The sequence below is a fragment of the Pseudomonas sp. S3E12 genome, from assembly GCF_001702295.1.
Lineage (GTDB): Bacteria > Pseudomonadota > Gammaproteobacteria > Pseudomonadales > Pseudomonadaceae > Aquipseudomonas > Aquipseudomonas marginalis.
In genome coordinates this window covers 18,393-41,789 of the sequence record NZ_MBDT01000022.1, presented here as the reverse complement: position 1 = coordinate 41,789, position 23,397 = coordinate 18,393, and the positions used below count along the sequence as shown (strand labels likewise).

At 60.7% G+C, this 23,397-nt stretch carries 22 protein-coding genes; 11 read left to right on the top strand and 11 right to left on the bottom strand.

Features of this window, described 5'->3' with window-relative positions; genetic code table 11:
- Positions 1-27: 27 nt before the first annotated feature.
- Positions 28-1,278, bottom strand: a complete 1,251-nt coding sequence (locus BB029_RS19660; protein WP_065940471.1) for an MFS transporter — start codon at positions 1,276-1,278, stop codon at positions 28-30.
- Between the two features lie 70 nt (positions 1,279-1,348).
- Between BB029_RS19660 and BB029_RS19655 the strand changes: the two genes are divergently transcribed.
- Positions 1,349-2,044, top strand: a complete 696-nt coding sequence (locus BB029_RS19655; RefSeq protein ID WP_065940470.1) for a helix-turn-helix transcriptional regulator — start codon at positions 1,349-1,351, stop codon at positions 2,042-2,044.
- Positions 2,045-2,255: 211 nt separating this feature from the next.
- A complete protein-coding gene (locus tag BB029_RS32355) occupies positions 2,256-2,531 on the top strand; it encodes a ParA family protein (RefSeq protein WP_371914627.1) in 276 nt (91 codons plus the stop codon).
- A gap of 39 nt (positions 2,532-2,570) precedes the next feature.
- Here the strand turns inward: BB029_RS32355 and BB029_RS19650 are convergent, their stop codons facing one another.
- The gene (locus BB029_RS19650; protein WP_065940469.1) at positions 2,571-3,464 is read right to left on the bottom strand and encodes a LysR family transcriptional regulator; all 894 of its coding nucleotides are present in this window, start codon (positions 3,462-3,464) and stop codon (positions 2,571-2,573) included.
- 94 nt (positions 3,465-3,558) lie between these two features.
- Between BB029_RS19650 and BB029_RS19645 the strand changes: the two genes are divergently transcribed.
- Positions 3,559-4,725, top strand: coding sequence for an MFS transporter (locus BB029_RS19645; RefSeq protein WP_065940468.1), 1,167 nt, complete (start codon positions 3,559-3,561; stop codon positions 4,723-4,725).
- Positions 4,726-5,022: 297 nt separating this feature from the next.
- On the opposite strand, the gene BB029_RS19640 is transcribed toward BB029_RS19645, so the two are convergent.
- Positions 5,023-5,955, bottom strand: coding sequence for a LysR family transcriptional regulator (locus BB029_RS19640; protein WP_027603980.1), 933 nt, complete (start codon positions 5,953-5,955; stop codon positions 5,023-5,025).
- Between the two features lie 190 nt (positions 5,956-6,145).
- On the opposite strand from BB029_RS19640, the gene BB029_RS19635 reads away from it, so the two are divergent.
- The 7 genes from BB029_RS19635 (at position 6,146) to BB029_RS19605 (ending at position 12,041) form a co-directional block, all read left to right on the top strand.
- The gene (locus tag BB029_RS19635) at positions 6,146-7,150 is read left to right on the top strand and encodes a TauD/TfdA family dioxygenase (protein WP_256558402.1); all 1,005 of its coding nucleotides are present in this window, start codon (positions 6,146-6,148) and stop codon (positions 7,148-7,150) included.
- 4 nt (positions 7,151-7,154) lie between these two features.
- Entirely contained in the window at positions 7,155-7,910 is a 756-nt protein-coding gene (locus BB029_RS19630) for a TSUP family transporter (protein ID WP_065940466.1), read from the top strand.
- Positions 7,911-7,926: 16 nt separating this feature from the next.
- Positions 7,927-8,406: a YbaK/prolyl-tRNA synthetase associated domain-containing protein gene (locus tag BB029_RS19625; RefSeq protein WP_027603983.1), complete on the top strand. Its 480-nt coding sequence runs from the start codon at positions 7,927-7,929 to the stop codon at positions 8,404-8,406.
- A gap of 409 nt (positions 8,407-8,815) precedes the next feature.
- Positions 8,816-9,919, top strand: a complete 1,104-nt coding sequence (gene wecB, locus BB029_RS19620) for a non-hydrolyzing UDP-N-acetylglucosamine 2-epimerase (protein ID WP_256558401.1) — start codon at positions 8,816-8,818, stop codon at positions 9,917-9,919.
- A complete protein-coding gene (locus BB029_RS19615) occupies positions 9,916-11,022 on the top strand; it encodes a glycosyl transferase (protein WP_065940464.1) in 1,107 nt (368 codons plus the stop codon). Before wecB ends, BB029_RS19615 begins: the two co-directional genes overlap by 4 nt.
- Complete coding sequence (locus BB029_RS19610) at positions 11,000-11,179, top strand: glycosyltransferase (protein WP_065940463.1); 180 nt, start codon at positions 11,000-11,002, stop codon at positions 11,177-11,179. Before BB029_RS19615 ends, BB029_RS19610 begins: the two co-directional genes overlap by 23 nt.
- On the top strand, positions 11,172-12,041 hold the full coding sequence (locus tag BB029_RS19605; protein ID WP_065940462.1) for an NAD(P)-dependent oxidoreductase: 870 nt from the start codon (positions 11,172-11,174) through the stop codon (positions 12,039-12,041). Before BB029_RS19610 ends, BB029_RS19605 begins: the two co-directional genes overlap by 8 nt.
- Here the strand turns inward: BB029_RS19605 and BB029_RS19600 are convergent, their stop codons facing one another.
- The 7 genes from BB029_RS19600 to BB029_RS19570 are packed head-to-tail and all read right to left on the bottom strand — an operon-like array spanning position 12,042 to position 21,346.
- Complete coding sequence (locus BB029_RS19600; protein ID WP_065940461.1) at positions 12,042-14,099, bottom strand: glycosyltransferase; 2,058 nt, start codon at positions 14,097-14,099, stop codon at positions 12,042-12,044.
- A gap of 13 nt (positions 14,100-14,112) precedes the next feature.
- Positions 14,113-15,090 (bottom strand): class I SAM-dependent methyltransferase, encoded by a 978-nt coding sequence (locus BB029_RS19595; RefSeq protein ID WP_256558400.1) that lies wholly within the window; start codon positions 15,088-15,090, stop codon positions 14,113-14,115.
- A 19-nt stretch (positions 15,091-15,109) separates the two neighbouring features.
- Positions 15,110-17,245 carry a glycosyltransferase gene (locus tag BB029_RS19590; protein WP_065940459.1) on the bottom strand — a complete coding sequence of 712 codons (2,136 nt, stop codon included), beginning with the start codon at positions 17,243-17,245 and terminating at the stop codon, positions 15,110-15,112.
- 11 nt (positions 17,246-17,256) lie between these two features.
- Complete coding sequence (locus BB029_RS19585) at positions 17,257-17,961, bottom strand: 2OG-Fe(II) oxygenase family protein (protein WP_065940458.1); 705 nt, start codon at positions 17,959-17,961, stop codon at positions 17,257-17,259.
- Positions 17,954-19,276 (bottom strand): polysaccharide pyruvyl transferase family protein, encoded by a 1,323-nt coding sequence (locus tag BB029_RS19580; RefSeq protein WP_065940457.1) that lies wholly within the window; start codon positions 19,274-19,276, stop codon positions 17,954-17,956. Before BB029_RS19580 ends, BB029_RS19585 begins: the two co-directional genes overlap by 8 nt.
- Positions 19,273-20,541 carry an ABC transporter ATP-binding protein gene (locus tag BB029_RS19575; protein ID WP_065940456.1) on the bottom strand — a complete coding sequence of 423 codons (1,269 nt, stop codon included), beginning with the start codon at positions 20,539-20,541 and terminating at the stop codon, positions 19,273-19,275. Before BB029_RS19575 ends, BB029_RS19580 begins: the two co-directional genes overlap by 4 nt.
- Positions 20,531-21,346, bottom strand: coding sequence for an ABC transporter permease (locus BB029_RS19570; protein ID WP_065940455.1), 816 nt, complete (start codon positions 21,344-21,346; stop codon positions 20,531-20,533). The genes BB029_RS19575 and BB029_RS19570 overlap by 11 nt, the downstream gene beginning before the upstream one ends.
- 259 nt (positions 21,347-21,605) lie before the next feature.
- Between BB029_RS19570 and BB029_RS19565 the strand changes: the two genes are divergently transcribed.
- Positions 21,606-22,064 carry an Hsp20 family protein gene (locus tag BB029_RS19565; RefSeq protein ID WP_027603994.1) on the top strand — a complete coding sequence of 153 codons (459 nt, stop codon included), beginning with the start codon at positions 21,606-21,608 and terminating at the stop codon, positions 22,062-22,064.
- 53 nt (positions 22,065-22,117) lie between these two features.
- Here BB029_RS19565 and BB029_RS19560 read toward each other — a convergent pair whose 3' ends face one another.
- Positions 22,118-23,395 carry a cation:dicarboxylate symporter family transporter gene (locus BB029_RS19560; protein WP_065940454.1) on the bottom strand — a complete coding sequence of 426 codons (1,278 nt, stop codon included), beginning with the start codon at positions 23,393-23,395 and terminating at the stop codon, positions 22,118-22,120.
- Positions 23,396-23,397: the final 2 nt, after the last annotated feature.

The window sequence follows — 23,397 nt, the reverse complement described above, 5'->3', positions numbered from 1 at the left end:
GCGTAAGTACCTGGCCGAAGGATGGCATCAATAGGCGATTTTACCGAATGGGCGCGCGGTAGAACCGAGATAAAATGACAGGATCGCCAGTATTTGTGCAGCCGCTGCGGCGGTCACAAGGGCGATGATTGCATCGCCCGGATCTGAAAAGTTTGAGCGTATGAGGCCGAAGGACGCCGGAGCAAAAGCATAGGTGGCTTGACTGATCGCCACCATTAACGCGATTACCTTGGCGGTTTGTTCGCGGCTGAACTCGGTCTGTGCGATCAGCGGTGGCAAGGAGGTGGCATTTCCGATGCCTGAACCGATCAGCAGCACCGCCATCCAGGCCACTGCTGGGTGACTGTCCAGGACAAGCAGCATAAGCGTCCCGAGCATCTGGATGGCGTAGCCCAGGCAAGCCAGTTGACGACGGTCGATGCCCTGGGTCATCAGCCGTACGGCGAGGTAACGACCGCCCATTGCGCTGGCGGTGGCAAGGCCCATTGCGAATGAGGCGTTATGGGCGCCCATGCGTCCCACCAGGATCGAATACAGGTGTGCGATCAAACCGATCTGCGCGAACAGCCCCAGCGACATCCCGGCGGCCAGGGTACGGAACTTCGCTGACTTGAGGGTCTGCGCGGCAGTCCAGGGCGCGACGATGGCGCTGGTTGCGATGGGTTCCGGCAGTGCTTCGTTGTCGGGATGCTGGCCCACGCTTTGCGGGGTTTTGTTGAAGACCAGAAAGGCGAAGCTGCCCATCAGCGCCATTGCGGTGATAGTGATCACCAGCGCCGCCGCACCAAAGCCAAAACGCTCAATCAAAAACACCCATAAGGGTGAGAAGATTACCCCGCCCATACTGGCACCGTTGTATGCCTTGCCCAGAGCCCTGGGCCGCTCTTTGACATACCAAGGAGCGATCAACGTATTCACGGCGGTGGCACCCAGCGTGACCCAGCCGATGCCCGAGCAGATTGCGCCGGCGTACAGCACCCACAGCTGGTTGGCCTGAGCCCAGATATTCACCCCGACTCCCAGCACGATGCTGCCCAGCACCGTAATGGCAGGCACTCCGAAGCGGGCATAAATCCGTGGCAGGTTGGCAATGACCAGTGTGCCGCTGAGAAAGTGAAGGGTGACGGCCGCCGATACCTGGGCGATCGGCCAACCGGTGCGTTCCATGACGGCCTGCATGTAAATGGGTGGCCCGTAAAAACCTATGCCCCAGCCGACCACTGCCAGGATGAACGTACACGTCAGTACAGTTTTTCCAAAAAAACGGGTGTTCTTCATCGCCATCTCCTCCATGTTGGCTCGTAGGTTATGCTTGCGATGACGGTTTCACTTCGAGGAGCATCGAACAATGGATGTTGAGCAATCGGAATTGCGCCTGGCCAATGTCGCCTCGGCGATTGCCGATCCTGCCAGGGCGCGCATGTTGTGCTGCTTGCTAGATGGCCGGGCCCGTACAGCCACCGAGTTGGCTGTAGTCGCGCAGAAGAGTCCTTCCACGGCGTCCAGCCATTTTCAGAAACTGCTGGAGCAAGGGCTGGTGACGTTGGTTTCCCAAGGGAAGCATCGGTACTTCCAACTCGCAAGTGCCGATGTCGCCAAGGCATTGGAAGGGCTGTTGTCCATTACCTCATTCGAGGTGCCGGCGTTCAAACCCTCCACGCCCTGCCATCTGCGCCATGCCCGCACCTGCTACGACCATTTGGCCGGGGAGGTGGGTGTCATGTTGCACGATGCCTTGCTGGTGGGCGAGTGGATGTGCCAAGAACAGGGCGACTATGGACTGACCCCCAAGGGCATTGAGCACCTGACCCAAATGGGCATGAATCTCACTTCCGACACCCAGGCGCGGCGCCGGTTTGCCTTTCCCTGTCTCGACTGGAGCCAGCGCTGCGCCCATGTAGGCGGCACCCTCGGCGCGGCGTTGCTGGGCCATATGGTGCGGGACAAGTGGCTCGTACATACCCTGGATTCGCGTGCATTGATAGTCACTGCCAAAGGCCGCAAGCGTCTGGCGAGCGAGTTTGATATCCAGTTGGGGGTGTGATTGGGTTTAGTTTTTGTCACCCGTAGGTTTAACTCAAATCGATTTGGTAGGTGACTTTGCCGGACGGTTACCTCAGTCCCAACGTTACTGGCACAGAATGGTTCACGTTATGTCCGCTTTTGGCCGGATGCCGCCGCTTGCCTTGCCAACGGATTTTCGGACGATTGGATTTTTCCGGGGGGGATCAAAGCGCACAGCCTAACCCACAGGAATGCATCTCAAATCCTACGATTTCGAGGTCAATATCATGAAAGTCACTGCGGTCGTTTCAACCAAAGGCGGGCCGGGTAAAACTACGGTTGGCGTCAATCTGGGCGCGTTCTGCGCCGATGCAGGGATCCGTACCCTGCTCATCGATCTGGATAATCAGCCGTCACTGTCGTCGTTCTATGCGCTATCGCATGAGGCGCCCGGTGGAACCTGGCGAACAACGAGACCCGGGCCGCCGAGGTCATTTCGCACACCAGCATTCCTAATCTCTCACTGATCCATTCCAATGGTCCGTTCAATCAGCTGACGCCACCGCTTACATCCGGTGATGCTCCAGCAAGAAGTCTACGAACAATCGCACCCGCGCCGGCATTGCCGAGCCGCCTACGAACACCGCATGAATCGGTTCCCGGTCGCCGGGGTTCCAGGCTTCCAGCAGCGGTATCAGGTCACCGCGCTGCAGATCCTCGCTCACGCTGAACTCGCCGATACGCGCAATGCCCGCACCTACTCGCGCAAGTTGTGCCAGCGCTTCACCACTGCTGCATTCGATGTTGCCGCAGACCTTCAGGGAGAACTCTCTTGCGTCGCGGATGAACGGCCAGTTGGGTTCGGCACGCCGGAAGTTGAAGCGCAGGCAGTTATGCCGTAGCAGGTCTTCCGGTTCGCGAGGGATGCCGTGGCGTTGCAGATACTCGGGCGATGCCACCACTACCTGGCCGGTGTCGCCGATCCTGCGCGCGGTCAGCGGGCTGTCCGGCAGATGGCCAAAACGTACCGCCACATCGGCCTGGCCGCCGAGAATATCGACCACTTCGTCGCCGAGGGTGAGGTCGACCAAGATGTTCGGATGGCGGGCGCTGAATGCCGCCACCAAGGGGACGATGGCCAGCCGCCCGTGGCCAAGGGCGGCACTGACCCGCAATCGGCCCCTGGGTACGCCCTGGTCGGCGATGGCTCCTTCCACCTCGGCCATATCGGCCAGGATACGCCGGGCGCCGCGCAGGAAAGCCTCGCCCTCGGCAGTGAAGCTGATCGCTCGGGTGGTGCGCAACAGCAGCCGGGTGCCAAGGCGCTGTTCGGTACGCGCGATGATCCGACTGACCGCCGAGGGTGTGAGCCCTAATGCACGCGCGGCAGCCGATAGGCTGCCTTCCTGCGCCACGGTGGCGAACACGAGCATGTCACCGGATCTGCCGTTGAAGTCCATTTGTGCTCCTTACGCATAGGTGATTGCCAGAAATGCTATCTACCGCCTTAAAACGCTGGATCGTAGCATTGGCGGCATAGATAAGGAGCCTTCCATGCGTATCAATCCACCACTTGTCGCACTTGCCATAGGTGCCTTTGGCATCGGTGTTACCGAGTTCGCCCCCATGGGTATGTTGCCGGGCATCGCTGCGGATCTCGGTGTTTCTATTCCCGCCGCGGGCTTGTTGGTCAGTGCTTACGCCCTGGGTGTACTGCTCGGCGCGCCGCTGATGACCCTGACTACCGGCAGGATTCCCCGGCGCTCTCTGCTGATCGGACTCATGGCGATTTTCACCCTGGGTAATCTGATGTCAGCCCTGGCGACCGATTACTACAGCCTCATGATCGCCAGGGTGGTGACCTCACTGAACCACGGTGCGTTCTTTGGCGTTGGCTCCATCGTTGCTGCCAGCGTGGTCGCCCCTGAGAAACGTGCCGGAGCGGTCGCGGCAATGTTTATGGGCCTCACCCTGGCGACCATTGGCGGTGTGCCGCTGGCCGCCTGGTTTGGCGAAATGTTCGGTTGGCGCACTGCATTCTGGGGCATTACCGGCCTCGGCGTGGTCGCCATGGCCGCGTTATGGTTCGCCCTGCCCAACCTGAAGGCGCCGCCAGGCGTTGGTGTAATGGCCGAAATTCGTGTACTGGGCCGTGGCCCGGTGCTGGGCGCGTTGGCCCTCACGGTAGTCGGTTCGGGCGCAATGTTTACCGTCTTCACCTACATCGCGCCGATCCTTAGCAGCGAGACCCACGCGTCCACCGCCTACATAACCGCCATGCTGGTTCTGTTCGGTGTGGGCCTGACACTGGGCAACATGTGGGGCGGCAAGGCCGCCGACCGCTCGATAGATCGCACACTGATCGTTTCGCTGAGCGTACTGATTCTCGTGTTGCTGGCGTTTACGGTACTGATGCGTTGGCCGCTGCCGGCGGCCGTTGCCATTCTGATATGGGGTATCGCCAGTTTCGCCCTCGTGCCGCCGCTACAGATGCGCGTCATGGAAGCTGCCAAGGACGCGCCCAATCTGGCCTCGGCGGTGAACATCGGTGCGTTTAACTTCGGCAATGCGATTGGTGCGGCACTGGGCGGTGCGGTGATCAATGCAGGGCTAGGTTATCCGGCGATTTCCCTGGCTGGAGCGGCAGTGGCGGGGCTAGGGCTGCTGATGGTGCTGGGATTTGCCTGGCGTTCCAGAAAGATTGCAACTGCATGGGTGTGAGCTCGATGGGAGAGCCAGTCACTCAGTTGCTCCGTGACTTACATTGTGATTTTGGCATGACCAAGTTGGATGGCTGAATCGCCGAGTAACACACGCTTTGCTTGCCCGCGGGAGCACTTAGAGTGGAGCCCAATATAGCGTTTGAACAAGGAGTCTAAGGTCAGCGCCTACACCCTTTACCTTCCTCCCATGACGCCTCATTAATGAACGTAGCCTGGCAGGCTGGAGATGTCTATGGTGCCGGGGCGATTCAGAATGCTTGAATGAATCCCCCTCACAGCGACTCGAGGGCCGACTTCATAGAGGTGCTGAGCCGCGTTTACATTCGAGGCTTTCACCTAAGCCACGGATCATCTCCATCAATGCCTTCACCCGCAGTGGCAAGTTTCCGGCCGGGTATACCGCGTGCATCTGTGGGCTCTCACCGCTGCTGGAGGTGAGCTTGTATTCAGGACACACCCGGAGCAGGCGCCCAGTTTCCACTTCGGGTTCCGCCATCCAATCCGCCAGGCGGGCGATCCCGACGCCCGCCAGGGCTGCCTGGAATACCGCCAGGCCGGAGCTGAAGCGAAATTTTGGATGAACCCGAAAGCTGATGGCCTGCTCCTCACTGCGAAAATTCCACTCCTTGAGAATCCGCGGCGCCGTATGCAGGATCAACGAATGCGCCTCCAGTGCCTCGATGGAGTCGGGCATGCCGTTGCGCTCCAGGTAGCCGGGGCTGGCATACAGGTAACGTGAGTAACTCCACAGCGCAAAGCCGATCAAGTCGCTGGATTGTGGAAACGCACCGCGAATCGAGAAGTCCAGCTTGCTCTTGGCCGGGTCGATGATCTCATCGGTGAAAATCACATCGATGTTAACGTCTGGATAACGCTCGCAGTATTGCGCGATCAACCGGGGCAATACCCCGTGTCCGAGCACCTCGGGGGCGGAAAAACGGATCCAGCCGGAGGCCAGGCCGCTGAGACCGGCCAGGTCTTCATCCACCTCACGTTGCAGATCGAGCATTTTGTACGCGTGGGGCAATAAGCATTCGCCCGCTTCGGTCAAGCTCACGGCATTGGACGAGCGATTGAACAACTTGAGCCCCACACTTTCCTCCAGGGCTTGAACGGCACGGGTCAGTGCGCTGGGGGAGCGCCCCAGCGTCCGTGCCGCGGCGACGAAGCTGCGCTTGCGAGCCACGGTCGCGAAGGCTTCAAGTTCCCCCAACATATTCAATGCCACTTTCCACCTCATTGCATTTTTCACAACGCGGCATTGCAACACAAAAAAGGCCCTTCCGTTAACCTTCCCGTTCAACCCACAAGGATGGTGCAAACAGGAGCGCAAGGACGTGTCGAAGCTGGATGAAGTAATCGGGAAAGCCGCAGCGTGTATTGATGAAGTCATTCATGAAAGGCTGGAAAAAAAATCAGTGACTTCGACCCGACGGGAGATACCGCAAATTCATCTGTCGCTGGAAGAGCAACGCACACTTCAGGCCGGGCTGGCGTCGCTGGACGTGACCGATAGCGCCTCGGGTATCCGCCGCATGCCGGTCCTGGGGCGGTTGCTGGAAAGTGTCCTGGGCACCGAGAAAATCCAACAGCTGCGCAATTTTCCACAGGCCCGTGACGTGGCGATGATCGTCAGGGGGCTGCCTCTGGACCCGCAACTGCCCGCCACGCCCTATGACCTGGAGCCGGGTATCGAGAACCTGTCGATTCTGGCCGGGGCTATTTTGTCCGTGCTGCACACTCTGCAAACCCGTCCGCTGGCGTACGAGGGTGAAAGCACCGACTCCGTGTTCCGTCACGTATCGCCCAAGCGCAAGCGGGAGACCGAAAAGAGCTCCTATGGCTCGCGGGCGGATCTGGACATGCATGTCGACAACCCTCACCTGCCTTTGACCTGCGAACCCATCTCGCAGTTGTCGGCCTGTCCGGAGTACCTGTCCCTGACCGGCCTGCGCTGCGAGCTCGACGTGCCGACGCGCATCGTCGCCATTGACGAGGTGCTGGCCATTCTGCCGGCCTACGTCGAAGAAGAACTGTCACGACCGAACTTTACCGTTCGCCGACCGGCCTCCTTCGGCAAACAGGGGAATGTGCTGGAAAACGTCCCCCTGCTCTACAGAAGCGCAACCGATGGCCTGTATTGCCGCTACAACAAAGCGAGTGTCGAAGCGACCTGCGCCCCTGCGCAGTTTGCCCTCCAGCTGTTTGCCGCCGCCGCCAATCATCCCGATGTCGTGCACCACATCATGCTGCAACCGGGGGACATGCTGATCTTCAAGAACCAGCAAACCCTGCATGCCCGGGATGGTTTTACCCCCCGCTACGACGGCCGTGATCGCTGGATGTTGCGTGTCTTCGGGGTCAATGATCCTGCACGCGTGGTGCCGCTGGACCCTCATCAACCCTACATAGTCAGAGCCTGATTTCATGGTCGATATTGTCATCCTTTGCGTGTTCGCCTTCGCCGCCGGCCTGATCGATGCGGCGGTGGGCGGCGGCGGACTGATCCAGATTCCCGCGCTGTTCAACGTGCTACCCACCGCTCAACCGGCGGCGCTGCTGGGGACCAATAAGGTCGCGGCCGCCTGCGGCACCGCATTCGCGGCCCGGTCCTTCGTGCGCAAGGTGGTGATCGACTGGGGTCTTGTGATCCCCGCCGCCTGCGCGGCCTTTGTCATGGCCTTCTTCGGAGCCGCCACCGTGTCGTTCGTGCCCCAGTCGATGATCCGGCCGGCGGTGCTGGTGTTGATTGTGCTGATGGCGATCTACACCTTCTGGAAAAAAGACTTCGGCGCCCTGCACAAACCCATGCGCATCGGTACCAAGGAAAAACTGCTGGCGATCGTCATAGGCGGCGCCATCGGTTTCTACGATGGTCTGTTCGGTCCCGGCACTGGCAGCTTCCTGATCTTCCTGTTTATCCGCTGCTTCGCCTTCGACTTTCTTCATGCCTCGGCATCGGCCAAGCTAGTGAACATCGCGACCAACGTAGCGGCACTGATATTCTTCATTCCGACGGGTAACGTGCTCTACCTGATCGCAATCCCCATGGCGGCATTCAACATCCTGGGCGCGCTCACCGGCACCTGGCTGGCGGTTCACAAAGGCGTGCCCTTTGTCCGGGCTCTATTCCTGGTGTTGCTGGTGATTCTGATCAGCAAGCTGTCCTACGACCTCCTGTAAACCAGAGGAAAACTACATGCATCCCATGTTCGATCGCCTCGTGGCATTACTCGATGCCCGCTCAGCCTCTTACCGGGTGTTGATGCACGATGCCGAGGGCCAGTCGGCGCGCGTCGCCGAAATCCGTGGCACCGAGCCCGGCCAAGGCGCGAAGGCCATGCTTTGCGCCCTCAAGGGCCAGGCCGGCCCCTATGCGCTGGTGATACTGCCGGGCGACCAGAAGCTGGACATGAAGAAAGTCGGAGCGGCCCTGGGCGGGAAAAAAGCCGAGCTGGTGAAGGCCGAAACCGCCATGGAACTGACCGGGTGTCGGATCGGCGCCATCCCTCCGTTTGTTTTCGATGAGCGGATTCAATTGATCGTCGATCCGGCCTTGACCACAGGCTACGCCGAAATAGCCTTCAACGCGGGGCGGCTGGATGCGTCGATGGTGCTCGATACGCAGGACTATCTGGCGATTGCCATGCCTCGATTGCTGGATATCAGCCAGGCCTGAGCAGACGTTTTCACATACGCGGCCAAAAAAACCGATAGCCGCGCTGGCCTGCTATGCACTGTATCTGGCCGGTCTTCAGGCTCGAACGACAGCTCGGTCACGTCATTTCCAGAGCAACCGCATCAGGCATGAACCGGTGCGCTCATTCTCTCGCGTAGATTTGCGGGAATTTCTCAGGACCAGATCGTCCTTTAGTCCATCCGCCGAGCAAGTATTGCAGTCTGTGTCTATGCTGCGGTATCGGTGTTGAAAGCCGGAACGAACCTGTCTCGGCGTGGCACATCTCGATGTCCGGCAGTCCGCATTTAAACCATCACAGCCTCAAAACAGCACAGCGGAATGTGCGTGAGCGTGGGCATTGAACGCCTGAGCGTTTCAGCCATTTATCGGATAGGGAAATAGGCTTGATGTGTCGGTAAAAAAAATTCTTTGCGTGGTCGGGACACGTCCCGAAGCTATCAAAATGGCTCCCGTCATTCTGGCCTTGAAACAACAACGTTGGGCCGATGTGCGTGTCGTCGCCACGGCACAACATCGCGGTATGCTGGATCAGGTCCTGGCGTTTTTCGGCATTGAGCCCGACATCGACCTGGACGTCATGCGACCCAATCAGGCCTTGGCCACTCTCACCGGGCAGTTATTGCTCAAGTTGGATGTTGTCCTCCTCGAAGAACGGCCCGATGCTGTTCTGGTACAAGGCGATACCACGACCGTGATGGCCTGTGCCCTGGCCTGCTTTTACCGGCGCATACCGGTGGGGCATATTGAAGCTGGCCTGCGTACGTGGGATCTGCAGCATCCATTTCCCGAGGAAGCCAACCGGATCATTACCAGTAAATTAGTGCGTTGGCACTTTGCGCCGACGCAAAGCGCCAGGCAAAACCTGCTCAAAGAGGATGTAGCCAGTGCGGATGTTTTCGTCACGGGCAACACGGTGATCGATGCCCTGCTCGCGACAGCCGCCAGTGAGGTGGAGATCGGCCTTGATCTGGATCCGAGCAAGCGCCTGGTGCTGGTGACGGCCCATCGTAGGGAGCATTTTGGCGCGCCGTTTCTCGGCATCTGCCGAGCGTTGCGCACCCTTGCCGAGAACAATCCTGAGGTTCAGTTTCTTTACCCTGTGCACCCGAACCCGAAGATCCAGGACGTCGCCCAGGTGTGTCTGGCAGGCATGCCGAACTTCAGGCTGTGCGCGCCGCTGGGTTACGCGGCGTTCATTGCCGCCATGAAAGCTGCGTATTTCATCCTGACCGACTCAGGAGGTGTCCAGGAAGAGGCACCGGCGCTGGGTAAGCCGGTGCTGGTCATGCGTGATGAAACCGAGCGCCCTGAGGCGGTGGCGCAGGGCAGCGTCAAGCTGGTGGGCGCCAACTATGAACGCATCATCGAGCAGGCACAGCGCCTGCTTGACGATGAATCGGCCTACCGTGGCATGGTGCGAGGTGTTTCGCCCTACGGCGATGGGCAGGCTGCCGGGCGTATCGTGAAGGTTCTGCACGAGCACTTTTCTTGACGCGCCTGGTATTTCTCTCGCCGTTGCCCTGGCACAGCTTCGCCCAGCGGCCGCACAAGTTTGTCGATTGGGTGCACAGCCGCACAGGGGCGTCGGTGCTCTGGGTTGATCCTTATCCCACGCGGCTGCCCAGGTGGAGCGATCTCAAGGCGGCTGCGCCCTGCGCGCAACCCAGTCCATCCAGTGGCACGCCGCCATGGCTCACGCTGATCAAGCCTGGCGGTCTACCGATAGAACCTCTACCTGGCTCGGGCTGGGTGAACCGGTTTTGCTGGCGGCATGCATTGAGGCGGATTGATCAATTCACTCACGCCTCCCCAGCCTTGCTCGTGGTCGGCAAGCCCTCGGTCCTGGCATATCTGTTGTTGCAGCGGCTTCGTCACTGCTCGTCCTTGTATGACGCGATGGACGATTTTCCGGCGTTTTATACCGGCCTCTCGAGGTGGGCCCTGGCGCACCGTGAGCGGCTGATTGCCCAGCGCGTGGACGTCATATGGACATCGAGTTCGACGCTTGATACGCAGTGGCGGCGTTATCGCAATGAGGTATGCCTGGTGCTGAACGGCCTGGACTTGTCGGCGATCTCAGCGGTAAGGTGGGCGCCGACGTCATCAAGTCGAAAGATTTTTGGCTACGTGGGTACCTTGGCCACCTGGTTTGACTGGGCCTGGGTGGCGGCTTTGGCTGAAGCCAGGCCCAACGATGAAATTCGTTTGATGGGGCCGGTCTTCGGCGACGCGCCCGGGCGCTTGCCGAGCAACGTTGTGTTGTTACCCCCCGGTAATCATGGCGCGGCGTTGGCCGCCATGGCCGAGTTCGATGTGGGCTTGATTCCTTTCAAAAAGACCCGGCTCACCGCGTCGGTCGATCCGATCAAGTACTACGAATACCGTGGCCTGGCATTGCCAGTGATCTCGACGGATTTCGGCGAGATGCACGGCCGTTCAGGGCTGCCCGGGGTTTTTATCAGTCACTCGCACAGCGATATTTCCGAGCTGGCCGAGGCCGCCTTGCAGTGTGAGCGCAATGCGAACGAAGCCCGTGCATTTGCATTGCAACACTCATGGGAGGCGCGTTTTGATGCTGCCACGCTTCATCCATAGCTGCGACGTAAGCGTCGTTAACTACAACGTCGGCAAGCTGATCGGCGAGTGCGTGGCGTCGGCCCTCGGGGAAGGCGTTCTACACGTGATTGTGGTGGACAGCGGCTCGTGCGCCGGCAGCCTGGCTTACCAGAATGAGATCCGTGGGTATGTCTGAGGTCACGGTCGGTGTGCTGGGAGCCAGCAGCCTGGTAGGCCACTGTCTGCTTGCGGTGCTTGCGCGCGAACAGTTTAAGGTCGTCGCTTTTTCCCGGCAGCCACAGTACGGGGGTGACAGTGACACGGTCAGTTGGCAACAGCTTCCTGAACCGGGTGTAAGCGAGTATGCCGAGCCCATTCCCTACTGGATCTGTGTGGCACCGATTTGGGCGCTGCAGCAGCATTTTGGGTTGTTGCAGGCCTGTGGCGCGCGTAAAGTCGTGGCCCTGTCTTCCACCAGTCGCTTTAGCAAAAGCCACTCCGTCGACCCCGCAGAGCGGCGTCTCGCCAGCCTGCTGGGCGACGCCGAAGCACGTGTTGAGCAATGGGCGCAGGACCATGGGGTGCACTGGTGCATCCTGCGCCCGACCTTGATCTACGACCCCGGCCGCGACAAAAACATCACCGAGATTGCGCGTTTTATTCGCCGCTTCGGCTTTTTTCCGCTGTTGGGCGGCGCGATGGGACTGCGTCAACCCGTGCATGCCGAGGATGTGGCGAGCGCCTGCGTGCGTGCGTTGCAGGCACCCCAGGTGTGCCGTCATGCCTACAACCTCAGCGGCGCAGAAACGCTGCCCTATCGAGAGATGGTCACCCGCGTATTCACGGCGCAGAACCGCCGCCCGCGTTTACTCACAGTGCCGCTCTGGGGCTTCCGGATGACCCTGTTGCTGTTGCGAATGCTGCCGCGCTACCGCCATTGGTCGGCGGCGATGGCGCAGCGCATGAACCAGGACCTGGTGTTCGAGCATACCGAGGCTGCCCGGGATCTTGGCTTCGCGCCCAGGGGATTTTTATTGTCACAAGACGACCAGCTTTAGTTACTCATGTTCATGGGGCACCCACGGGCCCCACTTGGCTTCATAGATCGCCTTGTTGCGCTCGAACAGTGCTTGGCGTTCATCCCGGTTCATGAGCGCGAACGATGCCGAAAGCTGGTGATGGATAAACACATCGCGGGCGCAAGCGTTCACCAGGACCGCGTGTTCGACCCGTCGGCAGTAGTCGTCATCCTCGAAGAAACCACGGCCGTAGACTTCGTCGAGCGGGCCGATTCGCGTGTAGGTGCTGCGCGGCATCATCACGCAGAAGAACGCCAGGGTCGGCAGCCGGACCACCTCGCCAAGGTGGCGGCAGGTAAAGCGCCGAGCCGCTTGTGGCATGCCTGCGAGGTCGGCGTAGTCGATGTCGATCCTGGCCTGGTTACCGATGTTGTTGGTCACCGGGCCAATCAGGCCAAGCTCGGGATTGCGTTGTAAATGCCGGCGCAAGGTACTCGCCCAGCCGCTGGTGACCTGCGTGTCGTTATTGAGCAGCACCAGGTACTCACCGTTGGCGATCGCCAGGCCCTGGTTGTTCGCGGCGGCGAAACCGCGGTTGTCGGTGTTGAGTACGATCGTCTGGCCGCTGTCGGCCGCCCATTGCGAGAGAAATTCAGCGGTGCCGTCACTGGACGCGTTGTCCACCACGATGATTTCCAGTTCAGGCCCCTCGCTGTCGTGCTCGAGGCTGTCCAGGCACGCCCGCGTCAGCGCCAGGTTGTTGTAGGTCACGACGATCACGCTGATGCGTGCCGCGTGGTCGCGGCGTTCGGCCAGGGTGATGAGCGCATCGGCGCGGTGTGTCCAGGTTTGTCGGGCAGCGAACGCCTGACGCTGGGCAATCTGTTCGGTCGTCGCTGGCAGCAATGCCCGCGTGATCGCGGCAATGAACGCCGGGCCGTCGCGGCCAACCTGCACCAGGGAGCCGAATGGTTGCATCTCTGGCAGGTCGACCGAGACCACCGGTTTTCCGGCACTCAGGTACTCGTAGACCTTGACCGGGTTGGTGGCGAGCGTCAGTGCCGTGATATGAAACGGCACAATGCACACATCGAAGCCATGCAGGTAGTAGGGCAGGGTGGCATAGGGCACTTCGCCGATGAATTCTATGTTCGCATAGCCACGCAATTGCGCCTGCGCGCCCACCGTATCGGCGCCGATCAGCAGCACCACATGCTGTGGAAACGCCTCGGCGATGCGGGCGACGAGCGCCTGGTCGAACCAGTGTGCAATGGCGCCGTAGTAGCCAATCACAACGCGTTGCAAGCGATCCCGGTAGATCGAGGCAGGTGGGGTGCAGAACCGGGTAAAGTCGGCGGCATTGCGCAGGATGGCGCGGGTTTCATTGGCCTGGGCCGGCCATTGCTCGGCCAGCCAGTCGGAGGTGAACAGCCGAACGTCGGCGTTGCGCACCAGCCGTTGCTCCAGGTGCAGGATACCCGGGGCGTTGTCGCCGAAGCCTTGATGATGGTCCATGCAATCGTAGATCAATCGGCTGTTGGGTAATTCACCGGCAATGTCACACCAGAAAGGGTGCTGCACCAGTGAAATCACCCGGGCGGAGCCGGCCCACAGGAGTACCTCGCCAATACTGCGGCACAGCTGCCGAACCTGTGCGGCGTCAGGCGCTGCGGCGTAGATAAGCGGTGCACCCCAGGCAAACAGCTTGACCTGGAACAACCGCTGGGTCTGGTCCAGCGACTCGAGTTCAAAGCCGGCCTGGGGGGCGTGTATCAACGAGGCCGAGACGTAGATGACCCGCCGCCCGGTGGCGCTCAGCGCCTGGGCCAGTTGTTGCGGGCGCTGGTGGCGCAAATCCCAATCGATAGCCCCCCAGATAATGTAATCCGCCAGACCGGCCTGTTGTGGCTGAGGCGCCGACGATGGGCTGGCGAAGGTTTCCATCGGTTGCAGGACGCCGCGCAGTGCGCGCACAGCGGGCAGCAGTGCACGTCGGTAGATGACTGCCAGGAGTTTTTTCGCGCTGGCCGGCAACGGCAACTGGTGATACACCGCGCGCCAGCGCTGCCGGCCAGACGGGCGCCGCTCGATCAGCATGGGCGGGGCGACCTCATCCGGACGTTCTCGGCGATGCGGCGACCACCACAAAGTCGCTTTTCAACGTGCCCGACTCGATCAGCCCGTCTTCGATGTCGAACAACATCTGCAGTACCCTGAGGGACTGCGGGTTGTCGGGGGTGAAGTTGCCGGCGATGCCGTGCAGCAGAAACTGCAGCAGCGAACCGCCGCAGAGGTTCAGCGCACGTACATCAAAGTGCTCCTGTACCACCTGCAGAATATCTGCCGAACGCACGGCTTCCGAGGGATCGACTTTCACCACCTCGGCGGGGTCGGGCAGAGGCACGACCTGTTGAACCTGGCCGTATGAACCCTTCACGAATGAGCGGCGCAAATGCGCGGGAATCAAGCCGAACGCATGGCTGATGGCCGCGCGTTGCTGGGCATCAAAGGCAAAGTGATTGGCCCCGACATATTCATTGAAAAACAGCCAGCCGCCGGGTTTCAGGCTATGGCGAACCCGCTGGCAGACCACTTCCAGCTCGCGGATATGGTGCAGTGAGCCATTGAACCAGACCGCGTCGTAGTGATTGCCCGGCAGGTCAGTGCGTTCGATATCACACAGGGCGTACTGGATCGTCGACGCGCCCATCGCCAGCGCCTCGGCTCTGGCCACCTCGAGGGCGGCAGGCGCTATATCCACTCCGTCACAGTGCTCGAACGCCTTGAGCCTGTAGAGTTCGCGCTCCAGGGTGCCGGTGCCGCAGCCGATGCTCAGCATCCGTGTGCCTGGCGCCGGGTTGCCGAGAAACTCCTTCAGGCAGTACTGCACCCAGCCCGGATGGCCGCTGCCCGCCGTTGCCTTGTGCTGATGACGGCGTTGCACGGTCGGTACCGCCAGCCAATAGACATCCGCAGAAAAGGCGTCGGAGCCGGCCATGTTTTCTGACCAGTGATCCGCCGTGACTTGCTTGTCGGCGCCGATCCCTTCGCGCTTACCGTTGAGTTTGTTCATGATTCGCTTGAGCACGGTGTCTTCCTTTGGTTGGTCAAGGGCTACCCGATTTGCGCTGCGGTTCAGGGCGCGTCCATGTGCCCCATTTGCTTTCAAAGTACGCCTGGTTCTTGTCCCACAGCGCTTGATACTCGCCGCTGGCGATCAGCTTCTTGAAGGACGCCTGCCCGTAGTGGTGGATGAAGGCATCCTCGGCGCACACGGTCCTCAGGCCGGCCGCCTGGATGCGCCGGCTATAGTCATCGTCTTCGAACATGCCGATGCCGAACGCCTCATCCAGCCAACCGATGCGTTCCAGCACCTCGCGGCGCATGGCCACGCAGAACATGGCGAGCATGCTGATATCGAAGCTGCGACCACGATGCCGCGCGACGTGCTGATCGGCGAAGGCTTCCATGTGTTCGAGGCCGACGTAGTCGACGAGCACTTTCGCTTCGTTGCCTACCGAGTTGGTCATCGGGCCGACGAGGCCGATCTGTGGGTCTTGCAGGTGGCGCAGCAACGGATCGACCCAGCCCTTGGGCACCACCGTATCGTTGTTGAGCAGCACCAGGTATTCCCCGGTCGCCAGGCGCAGCCCCTGGTTATTCGCGGCGGCGAAGCCCAGGTTGCGGTCATTGAGCACCAGGGTGACGTTTGCTTGGGTGCGGCCCAGGTAACGCAGGTAATTGCGCGTGTCGTCCGAGGACGCATTGTCGACAATGATCAGCTCGTAGTCGGGGTATGTGGTGTTGCGCAACAGACTTTGGATACAGCCCTGGGTCAGTTCGACGTTGTTGTAGGTAACGATCACGATCGACACTTTCGGGTGCAAGGACTTCAGCGCACTGAGGTTGGCGTCGAAGCGGTGACGCCAGTCATTGGCGCTGGCGAGTGCCACGCGCCGGGTAGCGGCCTGGGTATCGGTTTCGTTCAGGGCGCGCTCGATCTGCTCGATGAAGGCCTGCGGTTCACTGGCGAAATACACGAAATCCGCGTAGATCTGCATTTCTTCCAGTGGCACCGACACTACCGGTTTGCCCGCGCTGATGAATTCGTAGAACTTCACCGGGTCGACCGCATGGGTCACGTTATACAGGCGAAACGGGATCAGGCAGACATTGAAGTGGTAGAGGTACAACGGCATCTGTGCATAGGGCTTCCTGCCGAGTAGATGCACATTGGGCAGGCGGTCCAGCCCGGCCAGGTCCTTGACGAAAATGTCGCCGATCAACACAACGTTCCAGTCCGGCCGCAGCCGGGCGATGCTCGCGATCAAGGGCAGATCGACCCATTCGGCCAGGGCTCCGTAGAAGCCGATCAGCGGCCGCTCGATCTCCGCCATCAAGGGGTTGGGCACACAATTTTGCTCGAAGAACTCGACATCCACGCCATTGCGCAGCAACAGGCAATTGCGGCTCATCGCGGCCCATTTTTCCTGCAGCAGCGCGGCGGTGACCGTCACCAGGTCGGCGTCTCGGACCAGGGTGTGTTCTTCCTCCAGCAACGTCTCGCCGATCCCCGGAAAGCCCACCCAGTCATCCATGCAGTCGTACTGGATTTTCCAGCCGTGGGCGTCGCGCAAGCGATGCGCGAGCGCCGCCCAGAACGCCAGGTGCACCACACTGACTGCGGTTTTTATGCGCCAATCCTTGGCCAGCGCATCAATTGCCTTGGCGTAGGTTTGCAGGTGTTTTTCCGACATGCGCTGGGTGTAGCAGTCCACGAACTCGTCGCGCTGCAATGTCACCTCGAATACCCCGGGCGCCACTTCCAAGGTGCTGTAAGCCAGGCCAGGCTCGGCGCTGCGGGAAGGCACGATGTAGAACACGCGGTAGCCGTGACGGGCGAACTGGCTCATCAACTGCTGGGGGCGCTGGAAGCGGGCGGCCCAGTCGATATTGGCGAAGCAGAGAATGTCGAAGCGCGCCTCTGGTGGCGATAAATCCGCCGATGGCGACAGCGGGTTTTTCAACGCCGTGCGCAACGGCAGATATTGCCCGTGCAGAAAGTCGGGGATGTCGGCGTCGGTGTGGGATGACCGATACCTCAACCAATGCAGCAGCGCCCGTAAGGGCTTGGTGATCCGCCACGAACGGGTATTTTTCAACATGGCGATGTAAGCCAGCGCCGCGTCTCGTTCCCTGATGGCCGCATCGCGCTCCAGCGTGGCCGGATTGTCCTTGTCCATGGTGCGGTCCTTCACGAAAACGTGGTGTTGTGCTGTTCGCCGTAAGTGTGCAGAGGTGTCGGGTCGTTGGGCGGCCACATCGAGCTGGTAGCGCCGGGGCGGTAGAACGTCACTGTCACGCTGCGCCTGGAAGAACGGCAACCCTCGACAACCCGTGAAACCGCATGCCAGGAGTTGTCGGCGCGCACCAGAATCGCCGAGTTTCCGACCTCGGGTGTCACTTGCGCGACGATATCGGTGGGCCTGGCAGAACCGAGGATCTGCAGGCAGCCGCCGTCGGCAGGGTCCCAGGTCTGATTGAAGTACAAAATGTGCGTGACCAGTTTGTCATCCAGGTCCGGGTGCGGCCCGAGGTTGGCCCCCGGGCCGTAGTGGAACAGGTTGGCTTCCATGGGAACCTTAGTCACGTCCACCCCGGTCAGCGCGGAGATGGCCTGGCGGTATTGCGGTGAACAGAGGCTGTGGGCCAGTGCCAGCCATCGTGGGCTCAAGGCTTGTGGGTTGACCACCTCGTGGCTGCCCATGGCGATCAATTGCCGCGCCTCGTATTCGTAGTCCTTGGCCCCGCCGTAGCCGGAGACCGTCTTGAAGTGGTCGTGCGGGTAGGTTTCGGCCAGCGCCTTGGCATCGTCGGGGGTGTAGAGCGCACCGATTTGCGCCCAGGAAAAAGGCACGGTCTGCAGGCGGTGGGCCGTCAGTTTGTTCAGGTCAATCATGTCGAAGGGCTCCCAGCCATTTGTTCAGGGTTCGGCGCAGATGGCGCAACGGCGCCGTCAGCTTGAACGAGTTGGAGCGGTACAGCGTTTCCAGTGCCTGTTGATGTTGCTCGCGTTCGTGTTGGCGCTCGGCGGCCTGGCTTTCGAGGTGTGAGTGCAGGTCTTCGAGAACACCCGGCAAGGCTTGCCAGTAGCGATTGAGCGCGGGCTGCGTGGGCCTGCGACCTGCGCGTATCAACTCGGCCACGCGGTCCCAGTGTGCGTCGATCTGTACCATCGCGTTGGCGGTCACCTGGGACACCGGCTGCTTGCCCAACTGTGCGCGAAACCACTGCGGATCAATCGGCTGGTCCCGGCGTAATTGGAATATTCGCCCGTGGCTCGGCAGCGCGGTGTATTTGCCGGTGCCCAGGTCCGCCGAGCAGAAGATCGGCACACCAAAGGCCAGTGCACTGATCGCCAGGTGGTAGCTGTGCCCGATCACCCCTTCGGCATGGGCGAGCAGTTCTGCCAGCAGCAGGGGCTCTGGCCAGAAGGGCAGGCAACGCGCGCGCGCAAGGCCGTCGCCCAGTACGGATTCATGATCACCCAGTACCGGCCCTATGGGCAGCAGCAGCAGTTGCACGTCCTCGAACTGCCCGGCATGGGTTCGCCACAGCTGCAGGAAGCTGTCCAACCCCCACATTGCATGCACCACCAGATAGGGTTGGCTCAGGCCGGCGCTGCTGCACAGCTCCAGGAACGGGGCAGAAGGCGATTGAGGATCGAGCAGGCGTGGCAGGCCAAAGGCCGTGTCGGGAAGCACCTCGACCTGGGCCGTCGGCGACAGTTGGGCCAGGGCCGCTTGGGACAGCGCATCGCGTACCCTGATGTGCGGGCTGTGTTCGAGGGTCAGTTGCACCAGCGGTGCGGCCCACGACGGGATGTCGTTGCAATGCATGCCCGGCGCATTCCAGATCAACGGGATGCCATGTTGCAGCGCAATCAGCGCGGGCGTCAGCCAGTAGCCGGTAGGGTGGTGAATGGCGGCATCCGGGGGGTAATAACCGCTGGCCACCAGCTTGTCGAAACGCACAATGAAACCACCGCCGATCAACACCCCATCCAACTGACCGGCGATGTCCGGCAAACGGGTCAGCGAGGTGACCTCGTACGGCCATTCGGGCGGCGTTTTCCCGTGATAGGAAAACCGGTGCAGCGTTATCGTGCCCAGGCGCCGGGTCAATTCCGCCTCAGCGAGGATGGGAAACAGCAAGTCGCCATAGTTGGCGACATCGAATGTGCCGAAGATCCCGACCTGCCACTCTCGGCTCATTGCACCCCCCCCGGTTCACTCGTGTGAGGGGCAGGACCGGCCTCTATTCCCAGATCGACGAACCCAAGGAATTCCCGGGTGCCCGGCAAGGTGTCGAACGCCAGCAGCGCGACCTGCTTCTCGATGAGCTGCGCGGTCTCTTCGAGGTGGCCGTTCATCAGTTTCAGCGTGATGTGGTACTTGCCCGCCGCAAGGCTGGCGGGGAATCGGACGTTGAGCGTCGCCTTGCGCCAGCCGTCGTGCGCTGCCTCCAGGTGCAGCGGCAGGTTGGCACCGCCGATCACCAGCAGCCGCGCCTCCTGGATCGTCACGCTGAGGGTCGGCAGCTCGATGCTGTCGCGTACCCGGGTTTCGATGCGCAGTTGGATGGTCTCGCCATACACAAAACTCGAATACAGGCTGTCCGTGTTGGTAAAGCAGGCCGCAACGATATGCCCCTCATCGGTGCCAAAGGCGATGCCAGCCTGTTGGGCAAGGAACGCCTTGGGGGCGACCGCCACCGCGCCGCCGCTGGCCCAGCGACGCTGTTCGTCACGCATCTCCAGCAGGTAGAGTTCGGCCATTTCTTCGGGAGAGCCACTGGCGCGCACCTGGCCTTCGCGCAGGTAAATCACCCGATTGCAAAAGCGTTTGACCATGCCCATGTCATGGGACACGAACAGCAGCGTCGTGCCTTGCTGTGTGAGTGCTTCCAGCCGATTGAGGCACTTGAACTGGAAGGACGCGTCGCCCACTGCCAGGGCTTCATCGACGATCAGGATGTCGGGGTCCACGCACACCGCGACGGCAAAGGCCAGGCGTACCAGCATCCCGCTCGAGTAGGTCTTGGTGGGTTGGTCGATGAAGTCGCCAATATTGGCAAAGTCGGTGATCTGGGCAAAACGAGCGTCGATTTCCGCGTGACTGAGCCCCAATACGGCACCGTTCATATAGACGTTTTCACGCCCGGTGAAATCGTGATTGAACCCCGAGCCCAGCTCCAGCAACGCCGCCACGCGGCCATGGCTGTGAATGCTGCCGGAGGTGGCACTGAGCGTGCCGCAGATCAGTTGCAGCAGCGTAGATTTGCCGCTGCCGTTGCGGCCGATGATCCCTACCGTTTCACCCTTGCACAGTTGCAGCGACACGTCACGCAGTGCCCAGAACTCGCGATAGAACTGCTTTTGCCCGCGAGACAACAGCTGCCACAGGCGATCCCTGGGCGTGTCATAGATGTGATAGCTCTTACTCAGGTGGGCCGTTTGTACGGCGATGTCAGAGCACATCGGCAAATCCTTTGCGGGTTTTCTGGAACCAGGTGAACCCCAGCCAGGCGATACCCCCGGCCACCAGCAGGCCGCAGGCCCAGGTGAAAGGGTCCGGTACCACGCCCCAGAACAGCACGTCCCGGGCCTGTTCGACCACCAGGGTGAGCGGGTTGAGGTGAAGGATGTCCTGGTAGGCTGGCGGAAATGCGCTGGTCGGGTAAAAAATCGCCGAGACAAACATCAATGCCGTGGTCAGCACGCCCACCACCTGGCCGACATCACGCAGGTAAACCCCCAGCGCTGCCAATAGCCAGGTGACTCCCAGTGTGAAGAGCGCCAGCGGTAATAACACCAGGGGCAGCAACACACTGGTCAGGGGCGGCCAGCCGAAAAATACCAGGTGGAAGGCCAGCCAGATCACCAGGCTGGCCAGGGTATGGAACAACACGGCGCCCAGCACCACCCACGGCAGGATCTCCAGGGGGAACACGACTTTCTTGACGTAGTTGGCATTGGCGATGATCAGGCCCGGCGCACGTCCCACGCATTCGGCGAACACGTTGAACACCAGCAGGCCGGCAAACACCAGCAGCGCAAACTCGGTGCGCGAACCGTCGCCCGCGGGCCAGCGCAGCTTGAACATCACGCTGAACACAAAGGTGTAGACCAGCAACATGAATAGCGGGTTAAGGAACGACCACAACAGCCCCATGATGGAGCCTCGATAACGCCCAATCACTTCCCGCTGGACCATGGAAAACAACAACTCTCTATGTCGCCACGGGCTGGAAAACATCCCCGCTCGTGCATTTGTTTCACTCATGCAGCGATTCCCATAGCCAGTGCGGTGCGACCGTAAGTCTAGTCAGCAATTGCCGTTTAGCTATGTGGCATCAAGTGATTACTTGATCGAGGGGGCGTGGGCCCTGTCGCGCCAGCCTGTCTTCAGGTGATCAGCGCACTGGATAAATTTTTTTGTGATGACGCTTGAAATTTTTACCCCTGAACCTACTTAGGTTTTACGCGATGCCGAATGCGGGTCGCGTGTCAAATCACTTGGAGAAAACTCAGGAGATTTTGCAATGGCTACTACTCTTTCGTTGGCCCCACTGTTCCGTCATTCCGTCGGCTTTGACCGCTTCAATGACCTTTTTGAATCGGCGCTTCGCAGCGAGGCCGGTACCACCTACCCACCTCACAACGTCGAAAAGCACGGTGAAGATCACTACCGGATCGTCATCGCGGCGGCAGGCCTGGTGGAGGATGACCTGGAAATCCAGGTGGAAAAAGGCGTGTTGACCGTCGCCGGCGGCAAGCGCGAACACGATGAGGGCATCACCTACCTGCACCAGGGCATCGCCCAGCGCGCGTTCCGTTTGTCGTTCCGCCTGGTCGACCACATTGAAGTGCAGGGCGCACAACTCGCCAACGGGTTGCTGAGCATCGACCTGCTCAGGGTGGTACCGGAGGAAGCCAAGCCTAAGCGCATTGCGATTGGCGGTGCAGCCAAGGCCGAGGTGAAATCCATCAGCGAGCAGTAAGGCTGGAATGAATAAAGGCGCTCTTCGGAGCGCCTTTATTCGTAGCGTTCACATTACAGCGTGGGAAGATTTCTCCCACTCGACTCATGCCCCGCCCGCCTCTCACGCCCCTCCCACTTGGCAATCACCAACGGCGCCAAGGCATTGCCCAGCACATTCAGCGCCGTGGTCGGCATCTCCATCAGGCGATACACCCCGGCGATAAACGCGATGCCTTCCAGCGGCAAACCCGCGCTGGCCAGGGTGGCCGAGAGGATCACGAACATGAATCCCGGTACTCCGGCCGCGCCCTTGGAGGTGAGCACCATGGTCACCACCAGCAAGGCCTGATCGCCCAGGCTCAGGTCGATGCCGTACAACTGCGCGACGAACAGGGTGCCGATGCCGAGGAACAGGGAAGCGCCGTCGAGGTTGAACGAGTAACCCACCGGCACCACAAAGCTCACCAGCGAAGGGGGTACGCCGTAGGTTTCGAGTTTTTTCATCAGTTGCGGCATCACCGCCGCCGAGCTGGCGGTGGAGAAGGCCAGCACCAGTTCATCCTTGATATGGCGTATCAGCGCGAACAAGTTGATCCCGCACACGCGCGCCACCAGGTTGAGCACCACCAGCACAAAGAACGCGATGGCCACATAGCTGACCATGATCAGCTTGGCCAGCGGCAGCAATGAGCTGAAGCCGAAGTTGGCCACGGTCACGGCGATCATGCCGAACACGCCGATGGGCGAGTAGGCCATGATCATCGAGGTGACCTTGAACATCGCGTCGCTGACGCCGCGCAACAGCGCGATGACCGGGTCCTTGCGCTCGGCGGGCAAGCGCGCCACGCCCAGGCCGAACATCACTGCAAAAAACAGCACCGACAACAGGCTGCCCTGGGCCATGGCGTTGACCACGTTGTCGGGGATGATGCCGACAATGATTTGCCCCAGGCTATGACCGGCGCCGTTGCTGGTGGGCAGGGTGATATTCGCCGCGTGCAGGCTGGACAGTTCAGTGCCGGCGCCGGGCTTGAGCAGGTTACCCATGACCAGGCCGATGATGATCGCCAGGGTGGTGATGCAGAAAAAATAGCTAAGGGATTTCACCCCGATACGCCCCAGGGATTTGCCGTCACCGTGCCCGGCAATGCCCACCACCATGCAGGCAAACACGATGGGCACCACGATCATTTTCATCAGCTTGATAAAGATATCGCCCGCCGGTTGCAGGAGATTGTCCACCAGCCACGGCCGGGATTCGGGAAAGCGGTGCAGCAGGGCACCAATGGCGATACCGGCGAGCAAGCCGATCATGATTTGCCAGACCAACGCGATACGGGGCGTGTGCATGG

Coding starts and splice junctions, on each gene's coding strand:
- BB029_RS19660 (WP_065940471.1), bottom strand. CDS start 1,278: ATGAAGAACACCCGTTTTTTTGGAAAAACTGTACTGACGTGTACGTTC.
- BB029_RS19655 (WP_065940470.1), top strand. CDS start 1,349: ATGGATGTTGAGCAATCGGAATTGCGCCTGGCCAATGTCGCCTCGGCG.
- BB029_RS32355 (WP_371914627.1), top strand. CDS start 2,256: ATGCATCTCAAATCCTACGATTTCGAGGTCAATATCATGAAAGTCACT.
- BB029_RS19650 (WP_065940469.1), bottom strand. CDS start 3,464: ATGGACTTCAACGGCAGATCCGGTGACATGCTCGTGTTCGCCACCGTG.
- BB029_RS19645 (WP_065940468.1), top strand. CDS start 3,559: ATGCGTATCAATCCACCACTTGTCGCACTTGCCATAGGTGCCTTTGGC.
- BB029_RS19630 (WP_065940466.1), top strand. CDS start 7,155: ATGGTCGATATTGTCATCCTTTGCGTGTTCGCCTTCGCCGCCGGCCTG.
- BB029_RS19625 (WP_027603983.1), top strand. CDS start 7,927: ATGCATCCCATGTTCGATCGCCTCGTGGCATTACTCGATGCCCGCTCA.
- BB029_RS19610 (WP_065940463.1), top strand. CDS start 11,000: ATGCTGCCACGCTTCATCCATAGCTGCGACGTAAGCGTCGTTAACTAC.
- BB029_RS19605 (WP_065940462.1), top strand. CDS start 11,172: ATGTCTGAGGTCACGGTCGGTGTGCTGGGAGCCAGCAGCCTGGTAGGC.
- BB029_RS19600 (WP_065940461.1), bottom strand. CDS start 14,099: ATGCTGATCGAGCGGCGCCCGTCTGGCCGGCAGCGCTGGCGCGCGGTG.
- BB029_RS19590 (WP_065940459.1), bottom strand. CDS start 17,245: ATGGACAAGGACAATCCGGCCACGCTGGAGCGCGATGCGGCCATCAGG.
- BB029_RS19585 (WP_065940458.1), bottom strand. CDS start 17,961: ATGATTGACCTGAACAAACTGACGGCCCACCGCCTGCAGACCGTGCCT.
- BB029_RS19580 (WP_065940457.1), bottom strand. CDS start 19,276: ATGAGCCGAGAGTGGCAGGTCGGGATCTTCGGCACATTCGATGTCGCC.
- BB029_RS19575 (WP_065940456.1), bottom strand. CDS start 20,541: ATGTGCTCTGACATCGCCGTACAAACGGCCCACCTGAGTAAGAGCTAT.
- BB029_RS19570 (WP_065940455.1), bottom strand. CDS start 21,346: ATGAGTGAAACAAATGCACGAGCGGGGATGTTTTCCAGCCCGTGGCGA.
- BB029_RS19565 (WP_027603994.1), top strand. CDS start 21,606: ATGGCTACTACTCTTTCGTTGGCCCCACTGTTCCGTCATTCCGTCGGC.
- BB029_RS19560 (WP_065940454.1), bottom strand. CDS start 23,395: ATGCACACGCCCCGTATCGCGTTGGTCTGGCAAATCATGATCGGCTTG.